This window comes from Arthrobacter sp. NPDC058192, assembly GCF_042883665.1.
GTDB lineage: Bacteria > Actinomycetota > Actinomycetes > Actinomycetales > Micrococcaceae > Arthrobacter.
Map to the genome: position 1 here is coordinate 51,674 of NZ_JBHVVJ010000018.1, position 24,018 is coordinate 75,691.

20 protein-coding genes, 1 tRNA gene and 1 pseudogene are annotated in these 24,018 nt (G+C 68.9%); 11 read left to right on the forward strand and 11 right to left on the reverse strand.

Annotated features, from left to right (window positions below; all coding sequences use genetic code 11):
• Positions 1-16: 16 nt before the first annotated feature.
• The 3 genes from rsgA to ACFVVK_RS17305 form a co-directional block, all read right to left on the reverse strand.
• Positions 17-1,309 (reverse strand): ribosome small subunit-dependent GTPase A, encoded by a 1,293-nt coding sequence (gene rsgA / locus ACFVVK_RS17295; protein WP_390269615.1) that lies wholly within the window; start codon positions 1,307-1,309, stop codon positions 17-19.
• Positions 1,310-1,629: 320 nt separating this feature from the next.
• Positions 1,630-2,085 carry an NUDIX hydrolase gene (locus ACFVVK_RS17300; RefSeq protein WP_390269618.1) on the reverse strand — a complete coding sequence of 152 codons (456 nt, stop codon included), beginning with the start codon at positions 2,083-2,085 and terminating at the stop codon, positions 1,630-1,632.
• Between the two features lie 29 nt (positions 2,086-2,114).
• Positions 2,115-3,137 carry an N-acetylglucosamine kinase gene (locus tag ACFVVK_RS17305; protein WP_390269620.1) on the reverse strand — a complete coding sequence of 341 codons (1,023 nt, stop codon included), beginning with the start codon at positions 3,135-3,137 and terminating at the stop codon, positions 2,115-2,117.
• 36 nt (positions 3,138-3,173) lie between these two features.
• Here ACFVVK_RS17305 and ACFVVK_RS17310 point away from each other — a divergent pair, with 36 nt between their 5' ends.
• Positions 3,174-4,229, forward strand: a complete 1,056-nt coding sequence (locus ACFVVK_RS17310) for a nitronate monooxygenase (protein WP_390269623.1) — start codon at positions 3,174-3,176, stop codon at positions 4,227-4,229.
• Positions 4,230-4,316: 87 nt separating this feature from the next.
• Here the strand turns inward: ACFVVK_RS17310 and ACFVVK_RS17315 are convergent.
• Positions 4,317-5,314 (reverse strand): annotated as a pseudogene (locus ACFVVK_RS17315) (LysR family transcriptional regulator).
• 109 nt (positions 5,315-5,423) lie between these two features.
• On the opposite strand from ACFVVK_RS17315, the gene ACFVVK_RS17320 reads away from it, so the two are divergent.
• On the forward strand, positions 5,424-6,707 hold the full coding sequence (locus ACFVVK_RS17320; RefSeq protein ID WP_390269626.1) for an MFS transporter: 1,284 nt from the start codon (positions 5,424-5,426) through the stop codon (positions 6,705-6,707).
• On the opposite strand, the gene ACFVVK_RS17325 is transcribed toward ACFVVK_RS17320, so the two are convergent.
• A complete protein-coding gene (locus ACFVVK_RS17325) occupies positions 6,667-7,812 on the reverse strand; it encodes a trans-sulfuration enzyme family protein (protein ID WP_390269793.1) in 1,146 nt (381 codons plus the stop codon). The two genes, ACFVVK_RS17320 and ACFVVK_RS17325, sit on opposite strands and share 41 nt — an antisense overlap.
• Positions 7,813-7,963: 151 nt before the next feature.
• Here ACFVVK_RS17325 and ACFVVK_RS17330 point away from each other — a divergent pair, with 151 nt between their 5' ends.
• Positions 7,964-8,461 carry an Lrp/AsnC family transcriptional regulator gene (locus ACFVVK_RS17330; RefSeq protein ID WP_390269632.1) on the forward strand — a complete coding sequence of 166 codons (498 nt, stop codon included), beginning with the start codon at positions 7,964-7,966 and terminating at the stop codon, positions 8,459-8,461.
• Between the two features lie 14 nt (positions 8,462-8,475).
• Here the strand turns inward: ACFVVK_RS17330 and ACFVVK_RS17335 are convergent, their stop codons facing one another.
• Entirely contained in the window at positions 8,476-9,717 is a 1,242-nt protein-coding gene (locus tag ACFVVK_RS17335; RefSeq protein ID WP_390269635.1) for an MFS transporter, read from the reverse strand.
• 174 nt (positions 9,718-9,891) lie between these two features.
• Here ACFVVK_RS17335 and ACFVVK_RS17340 point away from each other — a divergent pair, with 174 nt between their 5' ends.
• Positions 9,892-10,440 carry an Lrp/AsnC family transcriptional regulator gene (locus ACFVVK_RS17340; protein WP_390269638.1) on the forward strand — a complete coding sequence of 183 codons (549 nt, stop codon included), beginning with the start codon at positions 9,892-9,894 and terminating at the stop codon, positions 10,438-10,440.
• Between the two features lie 7 nt (positions 10,441-10,447).
• Entirely contained in the window at positions 10,448-11,443 is a 996-nt protein-coding gene (gene corA, locus ACFVVK_RS17345) for a magnesium/cobalt transporter CorA (RefSeq protein ID WP_390269641.1), read from the forward strand.
• A 24-nt stretch (positions 11,444-11,467) separates the two neighbouring features.
• Here the strand turns inward: corA and ACFVVK_RS17350 are convergent, their stop codons facing one another.
• From ACFVVK_RS17350 to ACFVVK_RS17365, 4 genes are all read right to left on the reverse strand, one after another.
• Positions 11,468-11,791, reverse strand: a complete 324-nt coding sequence (locus ACFVVK_RS17350; RefSeq protein ID WP_390269644.1) for a hypothetical protein — start codon at positions 11,789-11,791, stop codon at positions 11,468-11,470.
• 45 nt (positions 11,792-11,836) lie between these two features.
• Positions 11,837-12,307, reverse strand: a complete 471-nt coding sequence (locus tag ACFVVK_RS17355; RefSeq protein WP_390269647.1) for a GatB/YqeY domain-containing protein — start codon at positions 12,305-12,307, stop codon at positions 11,837-11,839.
• 27 nt (positions 12,308-12,334) lie between these two features.
• Positions 12,335-13,384: an NAD-dependent epimerase/dehydratase family protein gene (locus ACFVVK_RS17360; protein WP_390269650.1), complete on the reverse strand. Its 1,050-nt coding sequence runs from the start codon at positions 13,382-13,384 to the stop codon at positions 12,335-12,337.
• 115 nt (positions 13,385-13,499) lie between these two features.
• The gene (locus ACFVVK_RS17365; protein WP_390269652.1) at positions 13,500-13,766 is read right to left on the reverse strand and encodes a GlsB/YeaQ/YmgE family stress response membrane protein; all 267 of its coding nucleotides are present in this window, start codon (positions 13,764-13,766) and stop codon (positions 13,500-13,502) included.
• Between the two features lie 287 nt (positions 13,767-14,053).
• On the opposite strand from ACFVVK_RS17365, the gene fdh reads away from it, so the two are divergent.
• From fdh to nrfD, 3 genes are all read left to right on the forward strand, one after another.
• Positions 14,054-17,389 (forward strand): formate dehydrogenase, encoded by a 3,336-nt coding sequence (gene fdh / locus ACFVVK_RS17370; protein ID WP_390269655.1) that lies wholly within the window; start codon positions 14,054-14,056, stop codon positions 17,387-17,389.
• A gap of 104 nt (positions 17,390-17,493) precedes the next feature.
• A complete protein-coding gene (locus ACFVVK_RS17375) occupies positions 17,494-18,507 on the forward strand; it encodes a 4Fe-4S dicluster domain-containing protein (protein ID WP_390269658.1) in 1,014 nt (337 codons plus the stop codon).
• Positions 18,504-19,592 (forward strand): NrfD/PsrC family molybdoenzyme membrane anchor subunit, encoded by a 1,089-nt coding sequence (gene nrfD / locus ACFVVK_RS17380; protein ID WP_390269661.1) that lies wholly within the window; start codon positions 18,504-18,506, stop codon positions 19,590-19,592. The genes ACFVVK_RS17375 and nrfD overlap by 4 nt, the downstream gene beginning before the upstream one ends.
• Before the next feature lie 15 nt (positions 19,593-19,607).
• On the opposite strand, the gene selD is transcribed toward nrfD, so the two are convergent.
• Entirely contained in the window at positions 19,608-20,633 is a 1,026-nt protein-coding gene (gene selD, locus ACFVVK_RS17385) for a selenide, water dikinase SelD (RefSeq protein ID WP_390269664.1), read from the reverse strand.
• Between the two features lie 44 nt (positions 20,634-20,677).
• Between selD and ACFVVK_RS17390 the strand changes: the two genes are divergently transcribed.
• From ACFVVK_RS17390 to selB, 3 genes are all read left to right on the forward strand, one after another.
• Positions 20,678-20,772: transfer RNA gene (locus ACFVVK_RS17390), tRNA-Sec, on the forward strand.
• A gap of 37 nt (positions 20,773-20,809) precedes the next feature.
• Positions 20,810-22,141 (forward strand): L-seryl-tRNA(Sec) selenium transferase, encoded by a 1,332-nt coding sequence (gene selA / locus ACFVVK_RS17395; RefSeq protein WP_390269795.1) that lies wholly within the window; start codon positions 20,810-20,812, stop codon positions 22,139-22,141.
• Between the two features lie 3 nt (positions 22,142-22,144).
• Complete coding sequence (gene selB, locus ACFVVK_RS17400; protein WP_390269667.1) at positions 22,145-23,950, forward strand: selenocysteine-specific translation elongation factor; 1,806 nt, start codon at positions 22,145-22,147, stop codon at positions 23,948-23,950.
• Positions 23,951-24,018: the final 68 nt, after the last annotated feature.

A 24,018-nucleotide genomic window follows, 5' to 3' on the forward strand; every position in this document is an offset into this window, starting at 1 on the left:
CGAGCCGCACCGGGCCTCAGCGGGGCCTCCCCCGGCCCTTCCTGCCGCTGCGGTCCCCCTTGCCGTGACGGTTCCCCCTGACGCGTTCTTGCGCGTTTTCGTGGCTGTCCCGTTCGGCTGAGCGCTGGCTCTTGCCCTCCACCGCGATTTTCTGGTGCCATTCGCGTTGGTAGGCCCGCCGTGCTGCAGCGTCATGGCGGCGGGCCAGGGCGGCGAGTTCGCGCTGCAGCTTCAGGTAGCTGGCCCAGCGGCGCTCCTCGAGGACGCCGTCGGCGACCGCGGCTTGGATGGCGCAGCCGGGCTCGCGGTTGTGCGCGCAGTCGGAGAAGCGGCACTGCCCGAAGAGCTCCTCGAGGTCGCCGAACATCTCCTCCATGCCGTCCTCAGCGTCGAAGATCCCGAAGCCCCGCACTCCGGGCGTGTCCATCAGGACGGCGCCGCCGGGCAGCGGCACGAGCTCGCGGGAGGTGGTGGTGTGCCGGCCCTTGCCGTCGCCGGCGCGCACGGCCCCGGTCTCCTGGGCGGCAACGCCGGCCAAGGCGTTGATGAGTGTCGATTTGCCGGCGCCCGACGGACCCAGCAGCACCAGGGTGCCGCCGGTCGGCACATGCCGGAGCAGTTCATCGAGGCCGTCGCCATGCTCTGCCGAGGTGGTGACGACGGCGACGCCGGCCGCCTGGCGCACGACAGTTCCGACGACGTCGTCCGCCACGTTCGTGAGGTCGGCCTTGGTGATGATCACCAGCGGAGTGGCGCCCGAGTCCCACGCGGCGACCAGGGTCCGTTCCAGCCGGTTATGCGTCAGCGGACGGTCCACCGGAACGACGACGCCGACCACGTCCACGTTGGCGCCAAGCACCTGCGCCTCGGAGGACGCCTCAAAGGCACGTTTGCGGCTCAGTTCCGACCGGCGCGGCAGGATGCCCACGATGGCGGGCTCCCGTGCCGCGTTCCGGCCGACCCATACCCAGTCCCCGGTGGCTGGAAGCTCCCCGCCGCGGGGGTAGGGCAGGTGGGCGGAGCCGTCGGCGTCGGCCACCAGGACCAGGTTGCGGTCCACCCGGGTGACGCGCCCGGGCCGGTGGCCTCCCGCCAACGGGTGGGCCGCGAAGCGCTCCGCGACCTCTGCGGTGTAGCCGTAGCGGACCGGACCCACAGCGGTGGCGCCGCAGTTGTCGTTGTTCCCAGCGGGACCGGGTCCGCGGGACTGGGCGGGACCCGACGGAGTGGTGCTAGGTGAAGGAGTGGTGCTAGGTGAAGTGGTATCAAAGGCGCCCTGGGCGCCCGAGGGTGCAGCATTAATGGTCAACGGAAACCCTTTGATGGGGCCCCGGGGTGCGGCGCAGGGGGGTGATGCGGCGAGTGCTGCCGCGGATGTGTGCTGCCTGGCGTTGGGAGGCTAGGCCGTGTTCGGAGGGGCTAGGCTGCGCTGCGGGAGGGGGCAGGAGTAATGACATGGCTGGTATCGGTGCGCTGCGCGCTCAGGAATATCGCATTCATTGCTTCCACCTCCCGTCGTTTTCCGGCTGAGTTTGCCGGCATGCTCGGTTGCCCCGGCGAGGGGCCTGGCTGCGGGCTGGACCCGCAGTTCCTACAGGATAGCCAAGGGGCTCACGCCTGGCTAGGGAATTATCCGGAAAGCTTTCCGTTGAGCGGCCTCTCGCGGTACAGGCGCAGTCCCGCGTCCACCAGCGAGACCCGGTTCAGGTCCGCGACCTCCTCCAGCGGGATCCAGGCCGCGTGCGTGGTGCTCCCGTTGATCTCGTGGCGCAGTTCCCCGCCGGTGATCGTCGCCTCGTAGACCAGCCGCAGCGACTGGAAGTCCCGCTCGCCGCCGTCGAGCCGGACCTCGGCGGGCCAGTGCCCGACGTCGATCCCCAGCATGGGGCCGACCTCGGCGTCGTAACCGGTCTCCTCGTGGATCTCGCGGCGGCACCCGTCCACCGGGTGTTCGGCCAGGTCCAGGCCGCCGCCGGGCAGCGTCCAGCCTTCACGTCCGTCCTGCTTCCAGTACGCCAGGAGGATCTCGGCGTTGCGGATGATGACGGCGTAGGCGGCGGGCCGGGTGTCGAATCGCATGCTCATCCCTTCAGCGTAGTAGCCGGGTTCCCGGGCTACTCCTGTTCAGCCACCAGCTGGAGTACGCCGAACACCGGTTCCTGCTGGAGGACCCGGACATCGGTGATCCCGGCTGCGGCCAGTGCCGCGCGGAACGAGTCCTGCAACCGCACTACGTTCATGCCGAGGCCGCTCCCCAGGATGACCGGGCCTTCGATGCCGAGCTGCCGCACGGTCTGCTCGGCCAAGGCCGCCAGGTCGCGCGCCGCTTGGTCCACAAGGGCCTGGCTCGGTGCGTGGCCGGCGTCCGCTGCCTCCACCACGAGCCGCGCCTGCTGGGCCCAGAAGCGGCGTCCGGTCCCGGCCGAGTGGAACAGCGCGATCAGCTTGTTGGGGTGGTCCACGCCGCAGGATGCCAACAGGGCCGTGGTGAGGGCGTCCGGTTCGAGCCCCTGGTTCATCCGCCGCAGACTGTGCCGGACCGCCTCCCGGCCCAGCCAGTAGCCGCTGCCTTCGTCGCCAAGCAGGTAGCCCCATCCCCCGGCCCGGGCTTCCTCGCCGCGGCCGTTCCTGCCCCACGCGGCCGAGCCGGTACCGGCGATCACGGCGACGCCGGTGCTGGCCCCGCCGGCAGCAAGCAGCAGCCGGGAGTCATGGACCACGGTGATCCGGGCGCCGGGCACGTGGGGGGCAATCAGCGCGGCGAGCGCCGCGGCGTCGTCGTCGGTGTCGATGCCGCCGGCTCCGGCGTAGACCTGGGCTACGGCTCCCCCGCCGATCCGGGCGAAGAGCTCCGCCAGGTTGAAGGCCGCCTCCTCGGGGCTGACATTCTGGACGTTGGCGCTGCCCACCGATTCGTCGGCCACAGGCACGCCGCCTTCAAACCGGACACCGCGGGTCTTGGTGCCGCCGATGTCCAGCCCGATCACTGCGTCCTTCGCCGCTGATGCGGGCCTGACCGGGGCCGCATCGGCGGCGGCATCGCCCGCGGCCGGGGCGGCCACCCCCTCCACCGCGCCGGTCGAGGTGGTGGAAGATGGAACGGAGTCCGCCGCCGGCGGGTTGTCAGTGTTAGTCACCCGAACAGATTACTGAATCGCTGCAAGGAGCCTGCAATGCCCCACGACGTTTTCGGCACTCCCGTCATCGCGGCGCCCATGGCCGGCGGCACTTCCACGCCGGCGCTCGTCGAGGCCGTGCACCGCGCCGGCGGGCTTGGCTTCCTCGCGGCCGGCTACAAGACCGTCGCGGCCATGCAGGCGGAAATCCGCACCACCCGGGAATCCGGTGCCCGGTTCGGAATGAATGTCTTCGTCCCCGACCCGGCCCAGCTGGCGCCCACCACAGCCCTGCTGGCCGAGCTCGGCGCGTACCGCCAGCAGCTGCAGTCCGACGCCCGGCGCTACGGTGTGGAGCTCCCCGAGTTCCGGCTGGATGACGATGACGAGTGGCAGGGCAAGGTCGATGCCCTGCTGGCGGATCCCGTGGAGCTGGTCAGTTTCACCTTCGGCCTCCCGGGCCACGACGTCGTCCGCGCCCTGCAGCGGGCTGGGTCGGCGGTGCTGGCCACTGTCACCACCGCGGCCGAGGCCCGGCAGGCGGCCGAACAACGCGTGAACGCGCTGGTGGTGCAGCACGCCAGCGCCGGCGCGCACAGCGGGGCCTTCCTTCCCGTGCCGGAAGTGCGGCCGGCCGGGCCGCAGCAGGGCAGGTCCCAGCCGGGCGGCACGACGGCGGAGTTACTCGCCGAGGTGCGGGCCGCCGTCGACCTCCCGCTCGTGGCCGCCGGCGGGGTGATGGACGCCGCCGGGCTCGACGCCGTGCTACGCGCGGGGGCCGCGGCAGCCCAGCTGGGCACTGCCTTTGTGCGCGCGGATGAAAGCGGGGCCCGGCAGTTGCACAAGGATGCCCTGGCAGACCCGCACTTTACCCGGACCCGCCTGACCCGTGCCTTCACCGGGCGGCAGGCCAGAGCCCTGGAGAACGAATTTGTCCGGGACCATCCCGAGGCGCCGGAGGCCTACCCTGCCATCCACCACCTGACGGCTCCGATTCGGGCCGCCGCTGCCGCCGCCGGGGACGCCGAGCGACTAAACCTGTGGGCTGGCGCGGGCTGGCAGCAGGCACAGTCCGGCCCGGCGGCGGACATCGTGGCGCGGCTTCTGGGCTGAGCGGGCCAGCGTTGTGCCTCGCCCGCCGCCCCCGGGACGGGCGACGCGCCGCGCGGGGACCCGGGACGCGCGCCACGCCGCCGTCGTTCAGCTTCCCGCGCGTTCCCGGACGAAGCCAGCCAGCAGGGACGGCCCGTCACGCAGCACGAGTTCGCGGAACAGCCGCACCGGGTCGGGTTCGGTATCGGCCGTGCCGCGGCGTTCGCGCCACGCGAGGCCGATCTCGCGGAAAGCCAAGGCCGAATCCAGCGGAATCTCCACCCACCCCGGCCCGCCGTCGTTGGATCCCGTGCCGTCCGCGGGCAGTTGGCGGCCAGGGGCCGAGCCGCCGGGCGGCAGGATGCTGACGCCCAGCCCGGCCGAGACGAGACCGCGGGCCGTGTGCGAGTCCTGGCTTTCGAAGGCAATCCGGGGACGGAACCCTGCCTCCCGGAACAACGCGTCGGTCAGCGAGCGCATGCCGTACCCGGAACCCATCGCCACAAACGGCTCGTGCCGGATGTCGGCCACCCTCGTCCGCGCCCGGCCAGCCAGGGGATGCCGGTGGTGCACCACGAGTCGGAGCGGTTCCCGGTACAGTGCCGCCGAGCCGATGGCCCGGCCCGGTGCGGCGACCGGGGCCGTGAGCGCCAGGTCCGCGGAACCGGCGGCCAGTTCCGCCAGGCAGCCGTCCCGGGCGCCCTGGCTGAGGTCAAAGGCCGTCTGGGGATGCCGGCTCCGGAACGCACTGATGAGCAGCGGCAGCATCGCCTCGCCGAACGTGTGCTGGAACGAGATCGCGATCCGGCCGCGGACCACTTCGGACTCGTGCCGGACGATATCCAGTCCGCTCTGGAACTCGCCCAGGGCGGCATCAATATGGGGCAGCAGCGCCTTCGCCGCGGGCGTCAGCCGCACCCCGCGGCCGTCCGGACCACAAGGTCGGTCCCCACGATGGCGCTGTCCCGGGCAATCGCCCGGCTCACCGTTGACTGCGGCAGGCCCAGGACCTCGGCTGTCTCGGTAATGTGCTCCGTGCGGCCGAGTTCGGCCAGCAGCGGCAGGAGGGGCAGCAGCTGCACCAGCTGTTTGTGTTCAACGTCCATCTGACCTCCCCTGGCACTGCCGGACACGCGGGCATCGTTCCATATTTGCTATCTATTCTATGGAAATCATGCATTGGAAGCATTCCTGCGCAGGTTCTACCCTGAAAACATGCCACGTTTGCCCTCGGCCGCTGCCAGCCCCACCCGTGCGGCGAAACCCGCCGCCTGGGCCGGCCATCCAAAGGGTTCCAAGGCCTACCGCAGGATTCTCGCCGGGCTTGCCTTCGCCGGCGTCGCAACCTTCGCCCAGCTCTACTCCACGCAGGCAGTGCTTCCACTCCTCGCGGCGGACCTGCAGGTTTCGGCTGCCGAGGCCGCGCTGACGATCTCGCTGGCGACCGTGGGACTGGCCGCGACGGTCCTCCCCTGGTCCTTCCTGGCCGACCGGATCGGCCGTGTCCGGGCGATGATGTGGGGCATTTCCGCGGCCACCATCCTGGGCCTGGCGGTCCCCCTGGCCTCCAGCTTCCCCGTGCTGCTGTGTCTGCGCATGCTTGAGGGGATGGCCCTGGGCGGCATCCCGGCCATCGCGATCGCGTACCTCAACGAGGAGGTCAATAAGGCCCACGCCGCCCTCGCGGCCGGAAGTTACGTCGCCGGCACCACCCTGGGCGGCCTCGCCGGCAGACTGGTCGCCGGACCGGCCGGCGAACTGTGGGGATGGCGGGCCGCGGCCCTGGCTGTCTCCGTTCTGGCCACAGCCGCGGCGGTCCTGTTCCTCGTACTCGTGCCGCGGGCACAGGGTTTCTCGGCCGCGGCGGCGGGCGGCTTCCGGGGGGCGCTGCGGACACTCGGCGGCCATTCCCGCAATCCCCGGCTGCTGGCCCTGTACGTCCAGGCCTTCCTGCTGATGGGCGGCTTCGTGGCCGTCTACAACTACCTCGGATTCCGGCTCTCCCGGGAGCCTTTCAGCCTGCCGGCCACGGCGATCAGCCTGATCTTCCTGGCGTACCTCTCCGGAACGGTCTCGGCGCGCTGGGCAGCGGGGCTGACTGTGCGGTTCGGCCGGCGCAGCGTCCTGATCGCCGGCACGGCACTGATGGCGGCCGGCCTGGCCCTGACGCTCACCCAACTGCTGGTCCCGATCCTGCTGGGACTGCTGGTGTTCACCGGCGGATTCTTCGCGGCCCACAGCATCGGTTCAGGCTGGACCGGAGTGATCGCCTCGACTGGCCGGGCGCAGGCCGCCTCGCTGTACAACCTCGCCTACTACCTCGGCTCCAGCGTGCTTGGCTGGGCCGGCGGCCTGGTCTTCCAGGGGCTCGGCTGGACCGCCCTTGCCCTGTCGGTCATCGGGCTGGCATGCGCGACGGCGGTGATCACCGCCGTCGCGCATCCACGGTCGGCGCGGGCTAGTGGGCCGCCTCCAGCGCCTGCACGAGATCCTCGATGATGTCGGCCGGGTCCTCCAGCCCCACCGAGACCCGCAGCAGGCTCGCGTGCGGCTTGGCGCCGGCTTCCACTGGCCGGTGCGTTAGCCCCGCCGGGTGCTGGATGAGAGTGTCAATGCCACCGAGGGACACGGCGTGGGTGATCATGCGGACGGCGGACGGGACCCGCTCCGCGTGCCCGGCGCTGGTGAGCTCAAAGGCCAGGAGCGACCCCGGTCCGGACATCTGCGTGCCGATGAGGCCCCCCGGATCGCACTCGGCCAGGCCGAGGAAATAGACCCGCTTCACCAGTCCGTGCCCGGCCAGGGCCACCGCGACCTTCTCGGCGCTGGCCTGCTGGGCGCGGACCCGGACCGGAAGCGTTGCCAGCCCGCGGTGGAGAAGGTAGGCCGGCCACGGGGTCAGAATGCCACCGGTCACCGCCCGGATCTGGCGCAGACGCCCCGCCCATTCGGAGGCCGTCGCCACCACGCCGCCCATGGCGTCGCCGTGGCCGCCCAGGAACTTCGTGGCGCTGTGCAGCACCATCGCGGCACCGTGCCTGAAGGGCTGCTGCAGCACAGGGCTGGCGAACGTGTTGTCCACCAGGAGCGGCACGCCGTCCGCGGCGGCGGCCATCTCGGCGATGTCGACAAGCTCGAGGGTCGGGTTGGCCGGCGTCTCCAGGATCACCAGGCCGGTGTCCGGCCGGAGGGCCGCCGGCACGCCCTGCGGCGTCGTAAATGTGACTTCATTGCCAAGCACTCCGGAGGCGAGCAGGTAGTCGCTGCCGCCGTAAAGGGGCCGCACCGCCACGACGTGCTTCTTGCCCGCCGCCACCACTGCCAGGAGCACCGCGCTGAGGGCCGCCATGCCCGTGGCAAAGGCCACTGACTCGGGGGTCCCTTCCAGGACGGCGAGGCCCGACTCGAAGCGTGCGACCGTGGGATTCCACAGCCGCTGGTAGACCGTGCTTTGCCCCTCCATGTGCGAGCCGCCGGTGGCCATGTGCTCATAGGCCAGGCCGCCGTCGTGCACCGAGGGAAGCGGTGCTGTGGTGGAAAGATCGATCGGCACCGCGTGGACGCCGAGTTGCGTCAGGCCGTCCCTGCCGGCGTGCACCGCCATTGAATCTTGAGAGAGCACCTCTACTCCTTACGAATATTCGCCATTGAATCCCGTAAGCATTAGACAATAATTCGAGCATTTGTAGGGGTCGCGAATGGAACGGCGTGTTTAAGCCGTTTATGATGAACAGACACTACTTTGAGGAGGATCCGTGAACGTTGGCGCGAAGAATGTTCGGCCGGGGGCTAGCGAGCCGCTGGACGCGATCGACGAGCGCCTGCTCGCTGCCTTGGTCGCGGATGCCCGCATCTCGAACAAGCAGCTGGCGGAGCTGGTGGGGATCGCGCCGTCGACGGCGTTGATGCGCACCCGCGCGCTGTCGGAGCGCGGCATCATCGAGGGCTTCGAGGCTAATTTGAGCCTGTCCGCGATCGGGCGATCGGTCCAGGCGCTCATCGCCGTGCGGCTCCGCGCCCACGACCGCGAGCAGATCGACCGCTTCACGGCCCGGGTTCCAAAACTGCCCGCGGTGCTCTCGACCTTCCACACGTCCGGCTCGGTGGACTACCTGCTGCACATCGCAGTCGCCACCACGGAGGACCTGCGGGACTGGGTGCTGGACAACCTGGCCACCGACCCCGTCGTGGGCCACACCGAAACCACGCTGGTCTTCGACCACATCCAGGGCAACCACGGCCCGCTGCCGTAAGGCGTGCTGCCCCGCTAGACGCGCCGGCGCAGTGCGCCCCGCAGCGTGATGGCTGCCAGGGTAAGCGCGGCGGCAGCGCACACCATGACGAACCCGGCGACGGCGGTCTGCAGCCCGACCAGCCCTGCCGCCAGCCCCAACCCGATCACCGGCAGGGCGCTGCCGAGGTACGTGATGACGTAGACCGTGCTGATGACCTGGGCGTGCCGGGCAGCCTCCACCTTGCCGGCGACGTCGTTGAAGACAGTCCGGAAGGCCATCCCCTGCCCCACCCCGGCAGCAACGCTGGCGGAAATCAGCAGCCACGGGCTGCTCCAGGCGGCAGCGGCGGCGATCAGCAGGACCGAGACGCCGAGCACGGCGAGGCCCACGGGCACGGCAAAGCGTCCCCGGACGGCCAGCAGTTGGCTCAGGGCCGAGGAACCCAGCGTCAGCCCGGCCAGCAGGCCGATCAGGGGCCGCGAGTCCGCATTGACAATCTGCGCGAAATAGCCCGGTGCGAGGGAGAGGCAAAAGCCAAAGACGGTGAAGCTCAGGAAGCCGACGGAGGAAGCCAGCCAGAAGGCGCCGCGGGCGTCGCTGGAGACCGACGGCCGCCGCGGCGCCAGGACCCGCAGCGGCTGCGGGCCGCCATGCAGGCTGATCGCGGGCCGCGCCTTGAGCAGGTAAAGCGGCACCAGCATGGCGGCGAGGACCAGGGAGTGCAGGTAGTACGGCGTCGACGTCGGGCCGGGCAGGAGCGAAAGGACGCCGCCGATCACAGGGCCGGCGGCAACCCCGCCGGCGGAGGCCAGAAGGGTGAACCGGGAGGCCCATTCCGGCCGGCTGGGCAGGAGCTCGCGGAGGGCGGCGGAACTCGCTCCGGTGGCGAGCGCTACGGCGATGCCCTGCAGGGCCCTGCCGGCGGTGAGCGCCGTGAGGCTGTCCGCCGTGGCGAAGACAAAGCCGCCGGCCAGACCCACCAGGACGGCCAGCACCAGGGCCGCCCGGCGTCCGATATGGTCGGACCAGTGGCCCGCCAGGACAAGCGTGGCCACGAGCGCCAGGACGTAGGCGGAGAACGCCACAGTGACGTCGAGGGGCGTGATCCCCAGCTTTGCCTGCAGCAGCGGATACAGCGGTGTCGCCAGGTTCGCACCGACGAGCAGCGTGAAGATCACGACCCCGGCCATGACGAGCCGCGCGGTGGTGGATGCATCCCAGGCCCAGCGGTCAGCTGTGGCCGGTCGCATGCGGAGTTCATTGAAAACTGTCATGGCCGTGCCCTTGCAAGGTGTCGGTCCGCCGCTGTTCATTGTGGCGAACACGGCGGGCCGGTCGAAGATTGGTAGCTACAGAATGCGGCACCAATGAGCCCCGCGGCTAAATTTTCTGCGAAAATTGAGCAAAACAGTCATTCTCGAACTGTTAAAGTGAACCGGAGTGATGATTTGAACAGTGTGGACCCTACCGACCTGAAGATCCTGCTGGAGCTGATCCGGGATCCGCGGATCCAGATCGGCGACCTCAGCGACGCCCTCGGCATCGCCCGGAACACCGCCCAGACGCGCGTGCGGCGCATGTTGCGCTCGGGCATACTGCACGACGGCGGCCGCGAGATCGATCTGGAAGCGGTGGGCTACGACGTCGTCGCCTTCGTGACGATCGAGGTCAACCACCGCGAGCTCGACGGCGTCGTGGGCGCCCTGCGGCTGATCGCCCAGGTCCTGGAGGTCCACGAAATCTCCGGCCGGGGCGATGTCTGGTGCCGTGTCGTGGCGACGGACACCCACAACCTCCAGACGGCCCTCCGGTCGATCCTGCGGATCAAGGGCGTGATCCGCACGGAAACCGTCCTGGCCCTGCACACCCATATCCCCTACCGGGCCGAACCGCTCATCGGCAGGCTCGCCCAGGGCAGCGCACTGGCCCCCGGCCGGCCCGCGCGCCGGGCCGCGCGCCGGGCCGCTTCCGCTGATCGCCAGGGCGACGCTGGATAATGGCCCGGTGACTATCATCGACAACGCCGTATACGTTGAAGGCATCCGGAGCGCCGAGCCCGAAAGCCTTGAGCAGACCTTTGAGTCCCTCACCGAGCAAGGCGGCATGGCCTGGATCGGCCTCTACCGTCCCACGGAGGAGGAAATGGCGGCGGTGGCCGCGGAGTTCGGCCTGCACGGCCTGGCCGTGGAGGACGCGATCTCCGCTCATCAGCGCCCCAAGCTCGAACGCTACGACGACAACCTCTTCACCGTGCTCCGGCCCGCCCGGTACCTGGACGAATCAGAGTCGGTGGAGTTCGGCGAGCTGCACATCTTTACCGGCCGGAATTTCGTGGTGACCGTCCGGCACGCGGAGTCGGCCGTCGTCGGCCAGGTCCGGCGCCGGCTGGAGCGCCGCCCGGACCTGCTGCGCCACGGCCCGGAGGCGGTCCTCTACGCCCTCATGGACCAGGTGGTGGATGACTACGTCCCCGTGGTCAGCGGGCTGGAGAACGATATCGATGAGATTGAGGACCAGCTCTTCAGCGGCGATCCGAAGGTCTCGCGGCGGATTTACGAGCTCGCCCGGGAGGTCATCCAGTTCCAGCGGGCCATCCATCCGCTGCCGGATATGATCGGGCAGCTCCGCCGGGGCTTCGAGAAGTACCAGGTGGACAAGGATCTGCAGCACAACCTGCGCGACGTAGAGGACCACGTGGAACGTCTGATCTCCCGCGCCGACTCCTTCCGCGACATCCTCCAGAACGCCCTGACCCTCGACGGAACGCTGACGGCGAACCGGCAGAACGAGGCCAGCGCGGAGCAGAACGAGCAGGTCAAGAAGATCTCGTCCTGGGCCGCGATCTTCTTCGCCCCGACCTTTGTGGCCGGCCTGTACGGCATGAACTTCGACCACATGCCGGAACTGCACTGGGCGCTGGGCTATCCGATGGCAATCGGGCTCATGGCCGGCTCGGCGGCGCTCATGTACGCGATCTTCAAGCGCAAGGGCTGGCTCTGACGGGCTGCCGCGGCCCGCGGGCTGTCAGCGAGGGGTGCGACGGTTCCGTGCCTGTGCCAGCAGCCACATGAACGCAAGGATGAATACCGACTCGACCGCCGCCAGGAATCCGAGCATCAGCCATTGCCCCTCGGCGACGAACACGGCGGCGCCGGTGAGTACCAAAACTGTGCCAAGGACCAGGGCGTAGACGGCAAAGCCGGCGGCCACGCGCGCACTGCGCACGCCCGTGCGGAAGCCGAAGCCCTGCGGCTCACCCCCCGGGTATCCGGCCACGCGATCCGGTCCGCCGGGCTTTAGCCTGTCGAATTCCTCCCACGGGTCCCGGTCCTGGTCCTGTGCGGTCATGCTCCCATTATCCCGCGTTTCCGGCCAGGATGCCCGGGATTCAGGTCAGCCCAGGCCGAGCCGCTGCCTCACGAGCTCGCTCACCGCTTTGCCGTCAAAGCGCCCCGCGACCTTGGCGGTGACGGGCTTCATCACGGCCCCCAGCTGGCGGGGGCCGAGCTCGACGCCGTCGGCCTTCAGCCCGGCGATGACCTCATCGACTATCGCCTCGACCTCGGCCGGGGTGAGGGCTTTGGGCAGGTACTCCTCAATGACCTCCGCCTCGGCTATTTCCGCCGCGGAGCGCTGGTCCTGCCCCGCTTCCGCGTAGATGCGGGCGGTGTCGCGGCGTTTCGCGGCCTCCTTCTGCAGGAGGGCGGTTACCTGGGCATCGTCCAGGACGACCGGCGTCTTGCCGGATTTTTCGCGGGTTTCAATCTCCCCCAGGACATTACGCACCGTGGTCAGGGCAACTTTGTTGCCGTCCTTCATGTGGCTCACGACGTCGGCGTGGAGCCGCTCCTTCAGGGTGGTCATGATTCTCCTCTGGGGCGCGCGGCCGGGTTAGCCAGACAGCAGCCGGCGCCGGGGCCGCAGGACGGGTGAGGCCGGTATACCGCTGCCGGCCGCAAGGGCATCCAACACTTCAGCGATGGCGTCCAGCGACGTCCGCTGCGGCGCCCAGCCGAGGACCTCCCTGGCTCGCGAAGTGTCCATCACCGGAGCACCCGCCGCCATGTTCACCCAGCCCGAGTCGGCGGCAAGCAGCCGCGGCCGCCACAATGCAGCCGCTCCCGCGCGGAGCACGGCGAGAGGTAACGGGAACAGGCGGCGCGCGCGCAGCACTCCCGCGAGGATCTCCGGAGTGATGACGGGCTCGGCTGCGATGTTGAACGCCCCGCCGGCACCACTCTTCAGCACACGCCAATAAGCGTCGGCAACGTCGTCGGCGTGTACGGCCTGGAAGACGATTTCGGGCGGGATCGGAACGAGCGGCAGGAACGTCAGGCGTGCGAGCGCTTTGGGAATGTAGGGCCCCAGAAAATACCGGCCGATTTCGGCGCCCGCGTCCGCCTGAAAAATCAGCCCCGGACGCAACCGGGAGACCGTGACGGTGGGGTTTGCGCCGGCGAAACGGTCAAGGAGACGCTCTTGCTCGGCTTTATGGCGGCTGTAGTGCGCATTCTGGATACCTTCTGCGGGCCACGCCTCATTTGTCCGGACCCGCTTGCCGGCCGGGCTGTAGGCGCCGACCGAGGACGCGCACACCACGTGGCCCACACCCGCATTCCGGGCCGCGTCCAGGACGTTGGCGGTCCCAGTCACATTGGTCCTGAACAGGTCGGCCAAATCATGGTTGGGCTGGATCTGCCACGCCAAATGAACCACCGCATCGGCACCGGCGAACGCGCGCTCAAGTTCGGTTCCGCCGGGCTGGCCGACGTCCGCTTCATGCCACCGGACGCCGGCGTAGGGCGCTTGGGAGGGGTCCGGGGCCCGTCGGCTGAGGCCGACCAATTCCAACTCCCCATGGCCCTCGCTGCGCGCACGGTGAAGCCGGCGCAACAGCGCCGTCCCGACGTTTCCGCTGGCGCCGGTGATCGCTATCCGCATGAGACACCTCTCAACCGCGGCCGGCCCGGCCTTTGGGGCTTGAGCCGTGCGTCAGGGCCGGCGGCAAAGGCATGCCCTGCGGGTCTGTGACCCGCAGGGACGCGCCACCGCAGGCTCAGACCCGGCTACGGCGGCCAGCGATGGCCCCGTAGATCAGCAGCACAATGATGGCGCCCAGAATGGAGAGCAGCCACGTCCTGAGGTCGAAGAAATCGCCCAGGCCTCCGCCGAAGATCAGCGAGCCGATCCATCCGCCGAGTATCGCTCCGACCACGCCCAGAACGAGCGTTATGAGCCAACCCCCGCCTTGCCTGCCGGGAAGGATAGCCTTAGCAATGGCTCCCGCAACAAGCCCAAGCACGATCCAACCGAGGATCCCCATGACTTCACTCCTTTCGCCGAGCGTTGCCGGATTGGCCGCCCGTACTCGTGAGTTAATCAGCACGCTTACTTATTTTCAAGCACTTTTTGGTTAAGCCTGCGTAAAGGAGGAGCTGCCGGCAGCGCCGGTTGGCCCCGGTTGACCGAGAGCATCCGTTGCCCGTCTCTCGACCGAGCCCCAGCACCATCCGCGGCGCTGGACGTCCGCTTCGCAGGATTGCTGTCTGCGCGGCAGATTTCACCGCGTCTCCCTGTTGCCTGGGACTCGGATTGGGTAAGCTCGACGCCATGGCACGGCGCAGTTTTCTTCAATGGCCGGTCGTCCGTCAGTTCAGTACGGGCGACCTGCTGGGCCGCGGGCCGGCAGTGACCTCGCCGCAGACGAGGGCAATCGCCCCGCGGACGGCCACCGCGGACCGCGTCGTGCAGAGTGTGTGCCCGTACTGCGCCGTGGGATGCGGACAGCGGGTCTACGTCAAGGACGAGAAGGTTGTCCAGATCGAGGGCGATCCCGATTCGCCGATCTCCCGAGGCAGGCTTTGTCCCAAGGGCTCTGCCAGTGAGCAGTTGGTCAACTCGCCGGGCCGGCAGACCAAAGTGCTTTACCGTGCGCCGCGTTCCACCGAGTGGGAACACCTGGATTTGGCAACAGCGGTCGAGATGGTGGCGGACCGCTTTATCGAGACCCGCCGCAGGACGTGGCAGCAGGAAGACGACCAGGGCCGGCTGCTGCGCCGCACGATGGGCATCGCCTCGCTTGGTGGGGCAACCCTGGACAACGAAGAAAACTACCTAATCAAGAAACTCTTCACGGCTGCCGGGGCAGTGCAGATCGAGAACCAAGCCCGCATTTGACACTCCTCCACGGTTCCCAGTTTGGGAGCCTCGTTTGGACGCGGTGGTGCGACTCAATCACTGCAAGACATGGCTAACGCCGACTGCATCATCATTCAGGGTTCCAACATGGCTGAGTGCCATCCTGTGGGATACCAGTGGGTCGCGGAGGCGAAGGCGCGCGGAGCGAAGGTCATCCACATCGACCCCCGGTTCACACGGACCTCGGCGGTGGCGGACAAGCACATCCCGATCCGGGCCGGCTCTGACGTCGTGCTTCTGGGCGCCCTTATCAACTACGTCATCAGCAAGGACCTCTGGTTCAGGGAGTACGTCAGCGCGTACACCAATGCCGCCACGCTGGTCCACGAGGATTACCGCGACGCCGAGGACCTGGGCGGGCTGTTTTCCGGTTTCGATCCGGAGAAGGGGGCGTACGACACTTCATCGTGGGCCTACGCGGAACGAGGTGAGGGCGCGATTGGTGAGCCGGGGCCTCGCTCCGAACACGGCGCCGACGCGTCCGCACGTGCTGCCGGCGACACCTTCGGCAGCGGCGGCCCGGCTCTGGAGCATGCAGAAGTGCAGCGTGACGACACCCTGCAGGACCCCCGCACCGTCTTTCAGATCGTAAAGCGCCACTACTCCCGTTACACCCCGGAGATGGTCAGGGACATGTGCGGCATCGGCGTTGCGGACTTCGAGTATCTTGCCCGTACCATCACGGAAAACTCGGGACGTGAGCGGACCACCTGCTTTGCCTACGCCGTGGGTTGGACCCAGCACTCCCTGGGAGCGCAGTTCATCCGGGCCGCGGCCCTCCTGCAGCTACTGCTTGGAAACGTGGGACGCCCGGGCGGCGGCATCATGGCCCTGCGCGGCCATGCCAGCATCCAGGGCTCAACGGACATTCCCACCTTGTTCAACCTGCTGCCCGGATACCTGCCCATGCCGAGTGCCGGCCGCCATGACAGCCTCAGTGAGTATCTGGCAGCTATCGGATCGAAACAGCAAAAGGGCTTCTGGGCCGACGCCGACGCCTACACCATCAGCCTGCTCAAGGCCTGGTGGGGTGACGCCGCGAACGCGGACAACGACTGGGCCTACGACTACCTTCCGAGGCTGACCGGAGCACACGGCACCTATGAGACGGTGATGAGCATGCTCAAGGACGAGGTAGAGGGGTACTTCCTGCTCGGCCAGAATCCTGCCGTGGGCTCGGCCCACGGCCGGATGCAACGGCTGGGCATGTCTCATTTGAAGTGGCTCGTGGTGCGCGACCTGAACCTCATCGAGTCGGCAACCTGGTGGAAGGACAGCCCGGAAATCGAATCCGGGGAACTGCGCACCGAGGACATCGAGACCGAGGTGTTCTTCCTGCCGGCAGCGACCCATGTGGAGAAGGCCGGCTCGTTCACGCAGACCCAGCGGCTGCTACAGTGGCGGCACCAGGCCGTGGCGCCGCCCGGGGAGTGCCAAAGCGAACTGCAGTTCTTCTACGAGCTGGGCCAACGGATCCGGGAGAAGCTGGCCGGTTCCGAGGACGAACGCGACCGTCCGCTGCTCGATCTGACCTGGAACTATCCCACGGATGACCACGGCGATCCGGATGCCGAGGCGGTGCTTGCGGAGATTAACGGCCGTCATCTGGCTGGTCCCGACGCCGGCAAACCCCTCTCCGCATACACCGAACTCCGCGCCGACGGTTCCACGGCGGCCGGCTGTTGGATCTACACCGGGGTGTACGCCGACGGCTTCAACCATGCCGCCAACCGTAAGCCGGGCCAGGAACAGGGGCCGGCGGCTCCGGAATGGGGCTGGGCATGGCCGGCCAACCGCCGGATCCTCTACAACCGCGCGTCGGCAGACCCCGCCGGCAAACCGTGGAGCGAGCGGAAGAAATACATTTGGTGGGATCAGGAACAGGGCAAATGGGTCGGAGACGACGTGCCCGACTTCCCGGTTGACCGGGCACCGGGCAGTCACCCGGACCCCTCTGTCGGTGGACCGGCCGCGCTCAGCGGAGATGATCCCTTCATCATGCAGGCCGACGGCAAGGGCTGGTTGTTCGCGCCGAAGGGCCTCATGGACGGACCCCTTCCCACCCACTACGAGGCTCAGGAATCACCGGTGGCCAACGCGCTTTACCCGCAACAGCAAAATCCGGCGCGGCTGGTGTTCCCCCGCGCGGACAACCTCAGTGCGCCAAGCGCCGGTACCAGTGGCGCGGACATCTACCCGTACGTCTTCACCACGTACCGCCTCACCGAGCACCACACGGCCGGCGGGATGAGCCGGTGGCTCCCGTACCTGTCGGAGTTGCAGCCGGAGATGTTCTGCGAGGTCTCGCCCGAACTGGCTGCCGAGCGCGGACTTGAGCCCTACGGGTGGGCCACCATTATCTCGGCCCGCTCCGCCATCGAGGCGAAGGTGCTTGTCACTGACCGGATGAGGCCCCTGGCCGTTGGCGGTCATACCGTGCATCAAATCGGGCTGCCCTACCACTGGGGCGTCGGCAATAATGCCGTCGTCAGCGGTGACGCGGCCAACGATCTGCTCGGTGTGACGCTGGATCCCAACGTCCAGATCCAGGAATCCAAGGTCGCGTCCTGCGACATCCGCCCGGGCCGCCGGCCGCGCGGACAGGAACTGCTGGCCCTGGTTGCTGAGTACCAGGCGCGGGCCGGAGTGACCATCGAGACCGGTAACCGCGCCGTCACCGATCCCGCGGCGGAAGGCATCGAACCCGGCCCGGCTGAGGATGGCCGCACCGATGGTGGGCCGCGCTGATGAACGTGATCGCTACTGCCTTAGCCGAAGCACACAATGCCCCGCCCCGACTGCCGCTGCCTGCCGGCAGCGCGCCGGGCACCGACCCGACGTTGGAGGACTAGATGGGCCAGCTGTCCGGACCGACCGATCCCACTGCCGATGCCCACTGGGAGCACAACCACCATCCGCGGAAGGGCTTCTTCACCGACACTTCGATCTGCATCGGTTGCAAGGCCTGTGAAGTTGCCTGCAAGGAGTGGAACCACAATCCGCAGGACGGAAACCTGGAACTGCTCGGGTCCTCCTATGACAACACCGGGGCGTTGGGGGCCAGTACCTGGCGGCATGTCGCATTCATCGAACAGGGCCAGGAACGCATTATCGAGGCGCGGGAATCCGGGCGGGCCCTGGTCAATCTGGGCATGCCGCGCATAGGTCCTCCCGCCCCGGCAGCGCCTGCTGTCACGGACCTGGCGCAGGCAGACACCACACCGCCGGATACGGCAGACTTCCGGTGGCTGATGTCCTCCGACGTCTGCAAGCACTGCACCCACGCCGGATGCCTCGACGTCTGCCCCACCGGAGCGCTTTTCCGCACCGAATTCGGCACCGTAGTGGTACAGGACGACGTATGCAACGGCTGCGGAACCTGCGTGGCCGGGTGCCCCTTCGGCGTCATCGAGCGCCGCAGCGATGGCAGTGTCAAAGTCGCCACCAGCAGGGACGAACAGCACGCCAAGCATCCCGCTGTCCCCAACGTCGGCATCGCCCAGAAGTGCACGCTGTGCTACGACCGGCTGGTCGCCGATGAGACACCGGCGTGCGCCAAGGCATGCCCGACGACGTCCATCAAGTTCGGCGACCACGACGACATGGTGGAGACGGCCCGGGAACGGGTCGCCACGCTGCACGCGCAAGGACTGACCGAAGCGAGGCTCTATGGTGCGAACGAGCTCGACGGCGTTGGCGGAACCGGATCGGTCTTCCTCCTGCTCGACCAACCGGAGGTTTACGGGCTCCCGCCGGACCCGCGGGTGCCCACAGCCGATCTGCCGCGGATGTACCGGCGCGCCGGCATGGCCGTCGCCGGCATGGTAGCCGCAGCTGCCGTGGCTTTCCTGGGACGACGCGCGTGACCCACTCAGACTTCGACAGCTTCCGGCCACCCGAGCCTGCGCGCCGGCGCCGCACCGGCGGCAAGCGCGGCCCGGGCCGCCGCGACAGCGGTGACGGCTCCCGGGAAATGCCCATGGTTCCGGAGCCGGAATTCACCTCGTACTACGGCCGTCCTGTGGTCAAGCCGGCGCCCTGGGGCGACGACGTCGCTCTTTACCTGTTCCTTGGCGGCGTCGCAGGGGGTTCCGCACTGCTTGGCCTCGGCGGGCAGCTGACCGGGCGCCCGACGCTGCGCCGGAATGCCCGGCTGAGCGCCTTGACGGCGGTGAGCCTCGGCGCTGTGGCGTTGGTGAAGGACCTGGGCAGGCCCGAGCGCTTTCTGAATATGCTGCGGACCTTCAAGGTCACCTCGCCGATGAGTGTGGGCTCGTGGATTCTCAGCGCCTTCAGCGCCGGTACAGCCGTCTCGGCGGTGGCGGAAATCGACCGGCTGAGCGGGACCCGGCTTCCGCTGGGTCCACTGCGGAAGGTGCTGCAGGCTGTCGAGGGACCAGCCGGATTTGAGGCGGCGTTGTTCGCCGGACCGCTGGCGGCATACACGGCGGTCCTGCTCGGTGACACCGCCACACCGACGTGGAACGCTGCGCATGAGGAACTGCCTTTCGTTTTCGTGAGTTCGGCGGCCCTCGCCTCTTCCGGGCTCGCCATGATCACGACCCCGGTGCACGAGGCAGGTCCCGCCCGGAAACTCGCCGCCTTTGGCGTCTTGGGCGACCTGGTGGCTACGCGGGTGATGGAGCACCGGATGGACCCGGTCGCAGCCGAGCCCCTGCATCAGGGCAAGGCGGGGGCCATGCTGAAATGGAGCGAGCGGCTGGCGGTCGCGGGCGGGCTGGGGTCGCTGCTGGCCGGCCGCAACCGCGCGGTGGCCGCGGCCTCGGGACTGGCGTTGCTGGCTGCCTCGGCCCTCACCCGGTTCGGCGTGTTCGAGGCCGGCCTAGCCTCGGCCCGGGACCCGCGCTACACGATCGAGCCTCAGAAGAACCGGCTCGCCGCCCGCCGCGCGGCGGGCGTCACCGGCGACTCGATCACCACTGCCGGCTGACGCACCGGCCGTGGTCTAGCGGATCTCGATGCCCTGGCCCGCGGTGGTGTACCCGATCACGGGATGCCCGGGCAGTTCGCCGACCACGAGCAGGCCGCCGGAGGTCTGCGCATCGGCCAGAAGCAGCAGATCGTCTTCAGTGACCCCGGGAGCGGCGCCCACGTGCGGCCGCACCCAGTCGAGGTTGCGCCGGGTCCCGCCGGAGACGAAGCCATCACGAAGCGCCTCCCGCGCCCCGTCGATCAGCGGTACCGCGTTCAGCTCGATCACTGCACCCACGTCCGAGGCGCGGACCATCTTGTACAGATGTCCAAGCAGGCCAAAACCCGTCACGTCCGTCGCTGCCCTGGCGCCGGCGGCAACCGCGGCCTCGGACGCGTCGCGGTTGAGGGCCGCCATCGTCTCTACCGCTTCGGCGAACACCTCACCGGTCTGCTTGTGCCGGTTGTTGAGGAGGCCGACGCCGATCGGCTTGGTGAGCGTGATGGGCAGCCCCGGCTGGGCGGCGTCGTTGCGCAGCAAACGGTCGGGATGGGCGACGCCGGTTACCGCCATGCCGTATTTCGGCTCCGGATCATCAATGGAGTGCCCGCCAAGCACGGGGCAGCCGGCCTCGGACGCCACGCTCAGGCCGCCGCGGAGGACTTCGGTCATCAACTCCAACGGCAGGACACCGCGGGGCCAACCCACGAGGTTGATAGCTGTGACCGGCCGGCCGCCCATCGCGTAAATGTCTGAGAGGGCGTTGGCGGCAGCGATGCGGCCCCAGTCGAAAGCGTCGTTGACGACGGGCGTGAAGAAGTCGGCGGTTGTGAGTACGGCCAGGTCCTCGCGCACCAGGACCGCTGCCGCGTCATCACCGCTGTCGAGACCAACCAGCACGTCTGCGCCGGGTTGGCCCATGAGTCCGCGGACCACATCTTCGAGCTCGCCGGGCGGAATTTTGCAGGCACAGCCCCCGCCGTGGGCATAATCGGTAAGCCGGAGTGCGCCGGCCGCACCATCATCGAGTCGCTGAACTGACGTCTGGGCCTCATTCACCCGCCTAGCGTACCCCTTCAGGGCAACCTGCTATATTGAGGCGCGGTGGCGTCCGGGTCCTGGTGGGCCCCCCGGTCTTCAAAACCGGTGAGGCTGAGCATCTCGGCCTGGCGGGTTCGATTCCCGTCCGCCACCGCCAACTACCGGCACGGAACGCCGCGAAACGAGGAGGGACCCTGGACAAGGTCGATCCGCGCCGCCTGATTCCGCGAACGAATGACCTGCTGGCGCTGCCGGCCGTCCGCGAGGCCCGGACACGCCTAAACGAGCGCGTCATCCGCGAACTCGTCGGGCAGGTCCAGGAGCAGGCCCGGCGCGGTGAGTTCCCTCCCGGACAGGTGGAATCAGCTCTGCTGGGCGCCATTGCTGCACGGAAGGCGACAACCCTGCGCCCTGTGCTGAACGCAACCGGCGTGATCGTCCACACCAACCTCGGGCGCGCACCCCTTTCTGCAGGCGCGGTGGAAGCTGTTGTCGCGGCCAGCGGCTACGTCGACGTGGAGCTGGACCTGGCAGACGGCAGCCGCTCCCACCGGGGTGCAGGCGCGCGTGCCGCCCTGCTCGCCGCTTGTCCCGCCGCCGAGGATGCCCTGGTGGTCAACAACGGAGCTGCGGCGCTGGTATTGGCCACTACGGCCCTGGCCGCTGGCCGGGAGGTGGTGGTGAGCCGCGGCGAGCTGGTTGAGATCGGCGCGGGCTTCCGGCTGACCGACTTGATGGAGTCGACCGGCGCGGCACTTCGCGAGGTCGGCACGACCAACCGGACCCATCTGCGTGACTATGCCGGCGCTCTGGGGCCGGACACGGGCTGCGTACTCAAGGTCCATCCGAGCAACTTCCGGGTTGACGGATTCACGTCCGCTGTTCCGCTGCACGAACTGAGCCAGCTGACGGTGGCAAACGGGGTACCACTCGTGGGCGACCTGGGCAGTGGACTGCTGGCACCCGACCCGTACCTGCCCGATGAACCCGATGCTGCCACCGCCCTGGCGAGCGGGGCCGACGTCGTCATCGCCAGCGGTGACAAACTGCTGGGCGGCCCCCAGGCCGGCTTGCTGCTTGGCCGTAAGGAGATCATCACCCGGTTGGCCCGCCACCCGCTCGCCCGGGCGGTCCGGGCCGACAAACTCGCCCTCGCCGCCCTGGAGGCGACCGTGGCGGGCGGACCGCCGCCGGTTGTCCAGTCGCTGCACGCCGATCTGGGGCAATTGCGGCGCCGCACCGACAGGCTCGCCCAAGCCCTCGGGGTACCTGTCGTGGCCCATGACGGCCGGGTTGGCGGCGGCGGTGCCCCCGGTGTTCCCCTGCCGGGATGGGCGCTCCTGCTCCCTGAAAGACTTGCCGGTTACTTGCGCGCCGGCGACCCGGCAGTACTGCCGCGCGTCCACGACGGCTCCTGCCTGGTCGACCTCCGCTGCGTGCCCGCAGCTGATGATGACCGGATACTGGACGCCGTGCGGCAGGCGCTGGCAACCCTGCAGGTTGCGGATGCAGGCAGGGCGGGCTGAGCAGTGCACGTCATTGCCACAGCCGGACATGTCGATTCCGGCAAAAGCACCCTGGTTCGCGCCCTTACCGGTATGGAGCCGGACCGTTGGGAGGAGGAACGGCGCCGCGGGCTAACCATTGACCTGGGTTATGCCTGGACAACGTTGCCGTCCGGACAGGACGTGGCATTCGTGGATGTGCCGGGCCACGAACGCTTCCTCGGCAACATGCTTGCTGGAATCGGTCCCGCTCCCGTTGTCTGCTTCGTCGTCGCCGCCGACGAGGGCTGGCAGGCTCAGTCAAGTGATCACCGGGATGCCGTCGCTGCGCTGGGCATCGAACATGGCGTCGTAGTCCTCAGCCGCACGGACAGGGCATCCGGGCAGCGGCTTGCGGATGTACTCGCCAGGACCCGCACAGAGCTGGCCGGGACCGGTCTGCAGAACGCGCCTGCAGTAGCTGTGTCGGCCATCGACGGGACCGGCCTGGCTGACCTGCGTGCCGCGCTCGACGACGTTCTGGCCCATGTTCCTGCCCCAGCCACCACCGGACGGGTCCGGTTGTGGGTGGACCGCTCGTTCACGATTACCGGTTCCGGAACGGTGGTGACCGGAACGTTGGCAGCAGGAACCCTGGCTCAGGGCGACCGGCTGGAGCTGCTCGGTCACGCCGGTTCCCGGCCCGTCGTGGTCCGTGGCCTGCAGAGCCGCGACACCTCATACGCCTCGGTGGAGCCGGTCAGCCGGGTGGCGTTGAACCTGCGCGACGTTTCCGCCCCGGACATCCGCCGCGGAGATGCGCTGGTTACCCCCGATGCGTGGCCCGTCACGGCGGTCTTGGGCATCCGCCGCACCACCGGTGCGGCCTATACGGATGTACCGGAACAGCTCATGGTGCATGCCGGCACTGCCGCTGTGCCGGCCCGGCTGCGTCCCTTTGATGCCGACCACGCCCGGCTTGTCCTCGACAGGCGCCTGCCGCTCGTTCTCAGGGACCGTCTGGTGCTGCGAGACCCCGGGAGCCGTTCGGTGCTGGGCGGCGCACAGATCCTCGACGCCGATCCCCCGGCCTTGCGGCGGCGCGGCGACGGCGCCCACTGGGCAGAGCGGCTCACAGGCATGGACGCCGCCGGAGACGTGCTGGGGGAAGTGGCCCGCCGCGGGGCCGTGCAGGAGCAACATCTGCGTCGGCTCGGACTGCTGCCTGCGCGCGACCCGGAGCCGCCCCCCGGCGTCCGGGTCCTCGGCGATTGGTGGGTGCATGCTCCCGTCTTCGAGGCATGGCAGCATCGGCTGCGCATGGCACTGCAGGCGTTGCATGAACGCGATCCCCTGGCCCCAGGCCTTTCCCGCGGTGCGGCACGGGACCTACTCAGGCTGCCCGATGAGGGCCTTCTCGCCCCCGTCGTCCAGGATGCAGGCCTGGAACAGGAAAGCGGCCATATCCGGCTCCCAGGCACCGACGGCGACCTTGGCGCCGCCGGTTCGGCGGTCGCCGAGTTGGAGCGCCGGCTCACCGCGGATGCGTTCCATGCCCCGGAGGCCTCGGAGTTGGCCGCGCTGGGCTTGGGCGCCCGCGAGCTGGCTGCCGCCGAGCGCACCGGCCGCGTGCTGCGGTTGCGCGACGGGGTGGTGCTCCTGCCTACAGCGCCGGCCTTCGCGATGCGCGAGCTGGCCCGCCTGGAGCAGCCCTTCACCACGAGCCAGGCACGCCAGGCGCTCGGGACCACACGACGGGTCGCGGTTCCGCTGCTTGAATATCTCGACTCACGCGGCTGGACTCGGCGCCTGGATGCCGGTCACCGCACCGTGGTGCACAGATCCGGCTGAACGGGAAGTCTTCGTGGCAGATAAGCCCCCTGCAGGCGCGGCGAGAGGCCACCAGCGTAAAGCGCGGG

Coding starts and splice junctions, on each gene's coding strand:
- ACFVVK_RS17300 (WP_390269618.1), bottom strand. CDS start 2,085: ATGAGCATGCGATTCGACACCCGGCCCGCCGCCTACGCCGTCATCATC.
- ACFVVK_RS17310 (WP_390269623.1), top strand. CDS start 3,174: ATGCCCCACGACGTTTTCGGCACTCCCGTCATCGCGGCGCCCATGGCC.
- ACFVVK_RS17320 (WP_390269626.1), top strand. CDS start 5,424: ATGCCACGTTTGCCCTCGGCCGCTGCCAGCCCCACCCGTGCGGCGAAA.
- ACFVVK_RS17325 (WP_390269793.1), bottom strand. CDS start 7,812: ATGGCGGTGCACGCCGGCAGGGACGGCCTGACGCAACTCGGCGTCCAC.
- ACFVVK_RS17335 (WP_390269635.1), bottom strand. CDS start 9,717: ATGACAGTTTTCAATGAACTCCGCATGCGACCGGCCACAGCTGACCGC.
- ACFVVK_RS17350 (WP_390269644.1), bottom strand. CDS start 11,791: ATGACCGCACAGGACCAGGACCGGGACCCGTGGGAGGAATTCGACAGG.
- ACFVVK_RS17355 (WP_390269647.1), bottom strand. CDS start 12,307: ATGACCACCCTGAAGGAGCGGCTCCACGCCGACGTCGTGAGCCACATG.
- ACFVVK_RS17360 (WP_390269650.1), bottom strand. CDS start 13,384: ATGCGGATAGCGATCACCGGCGCCAGCGGAAACGTCGGGACGGCGCTG.
- ACFVVK_RS17365 (WP_390269652.1), bottom strand. CDS start 13,766: ATGGGGATCCTCGGTTGGATCGTGCTTGGGCTTGTTGCGGGAGCCATT.
- ACFVVK_RS17375 (WP_390269658.1), top strand. CDS start 17,494: ATGGGCCAGCTGTCCGGACCGACCGATCCCACTGCCGATGCCCACTGG.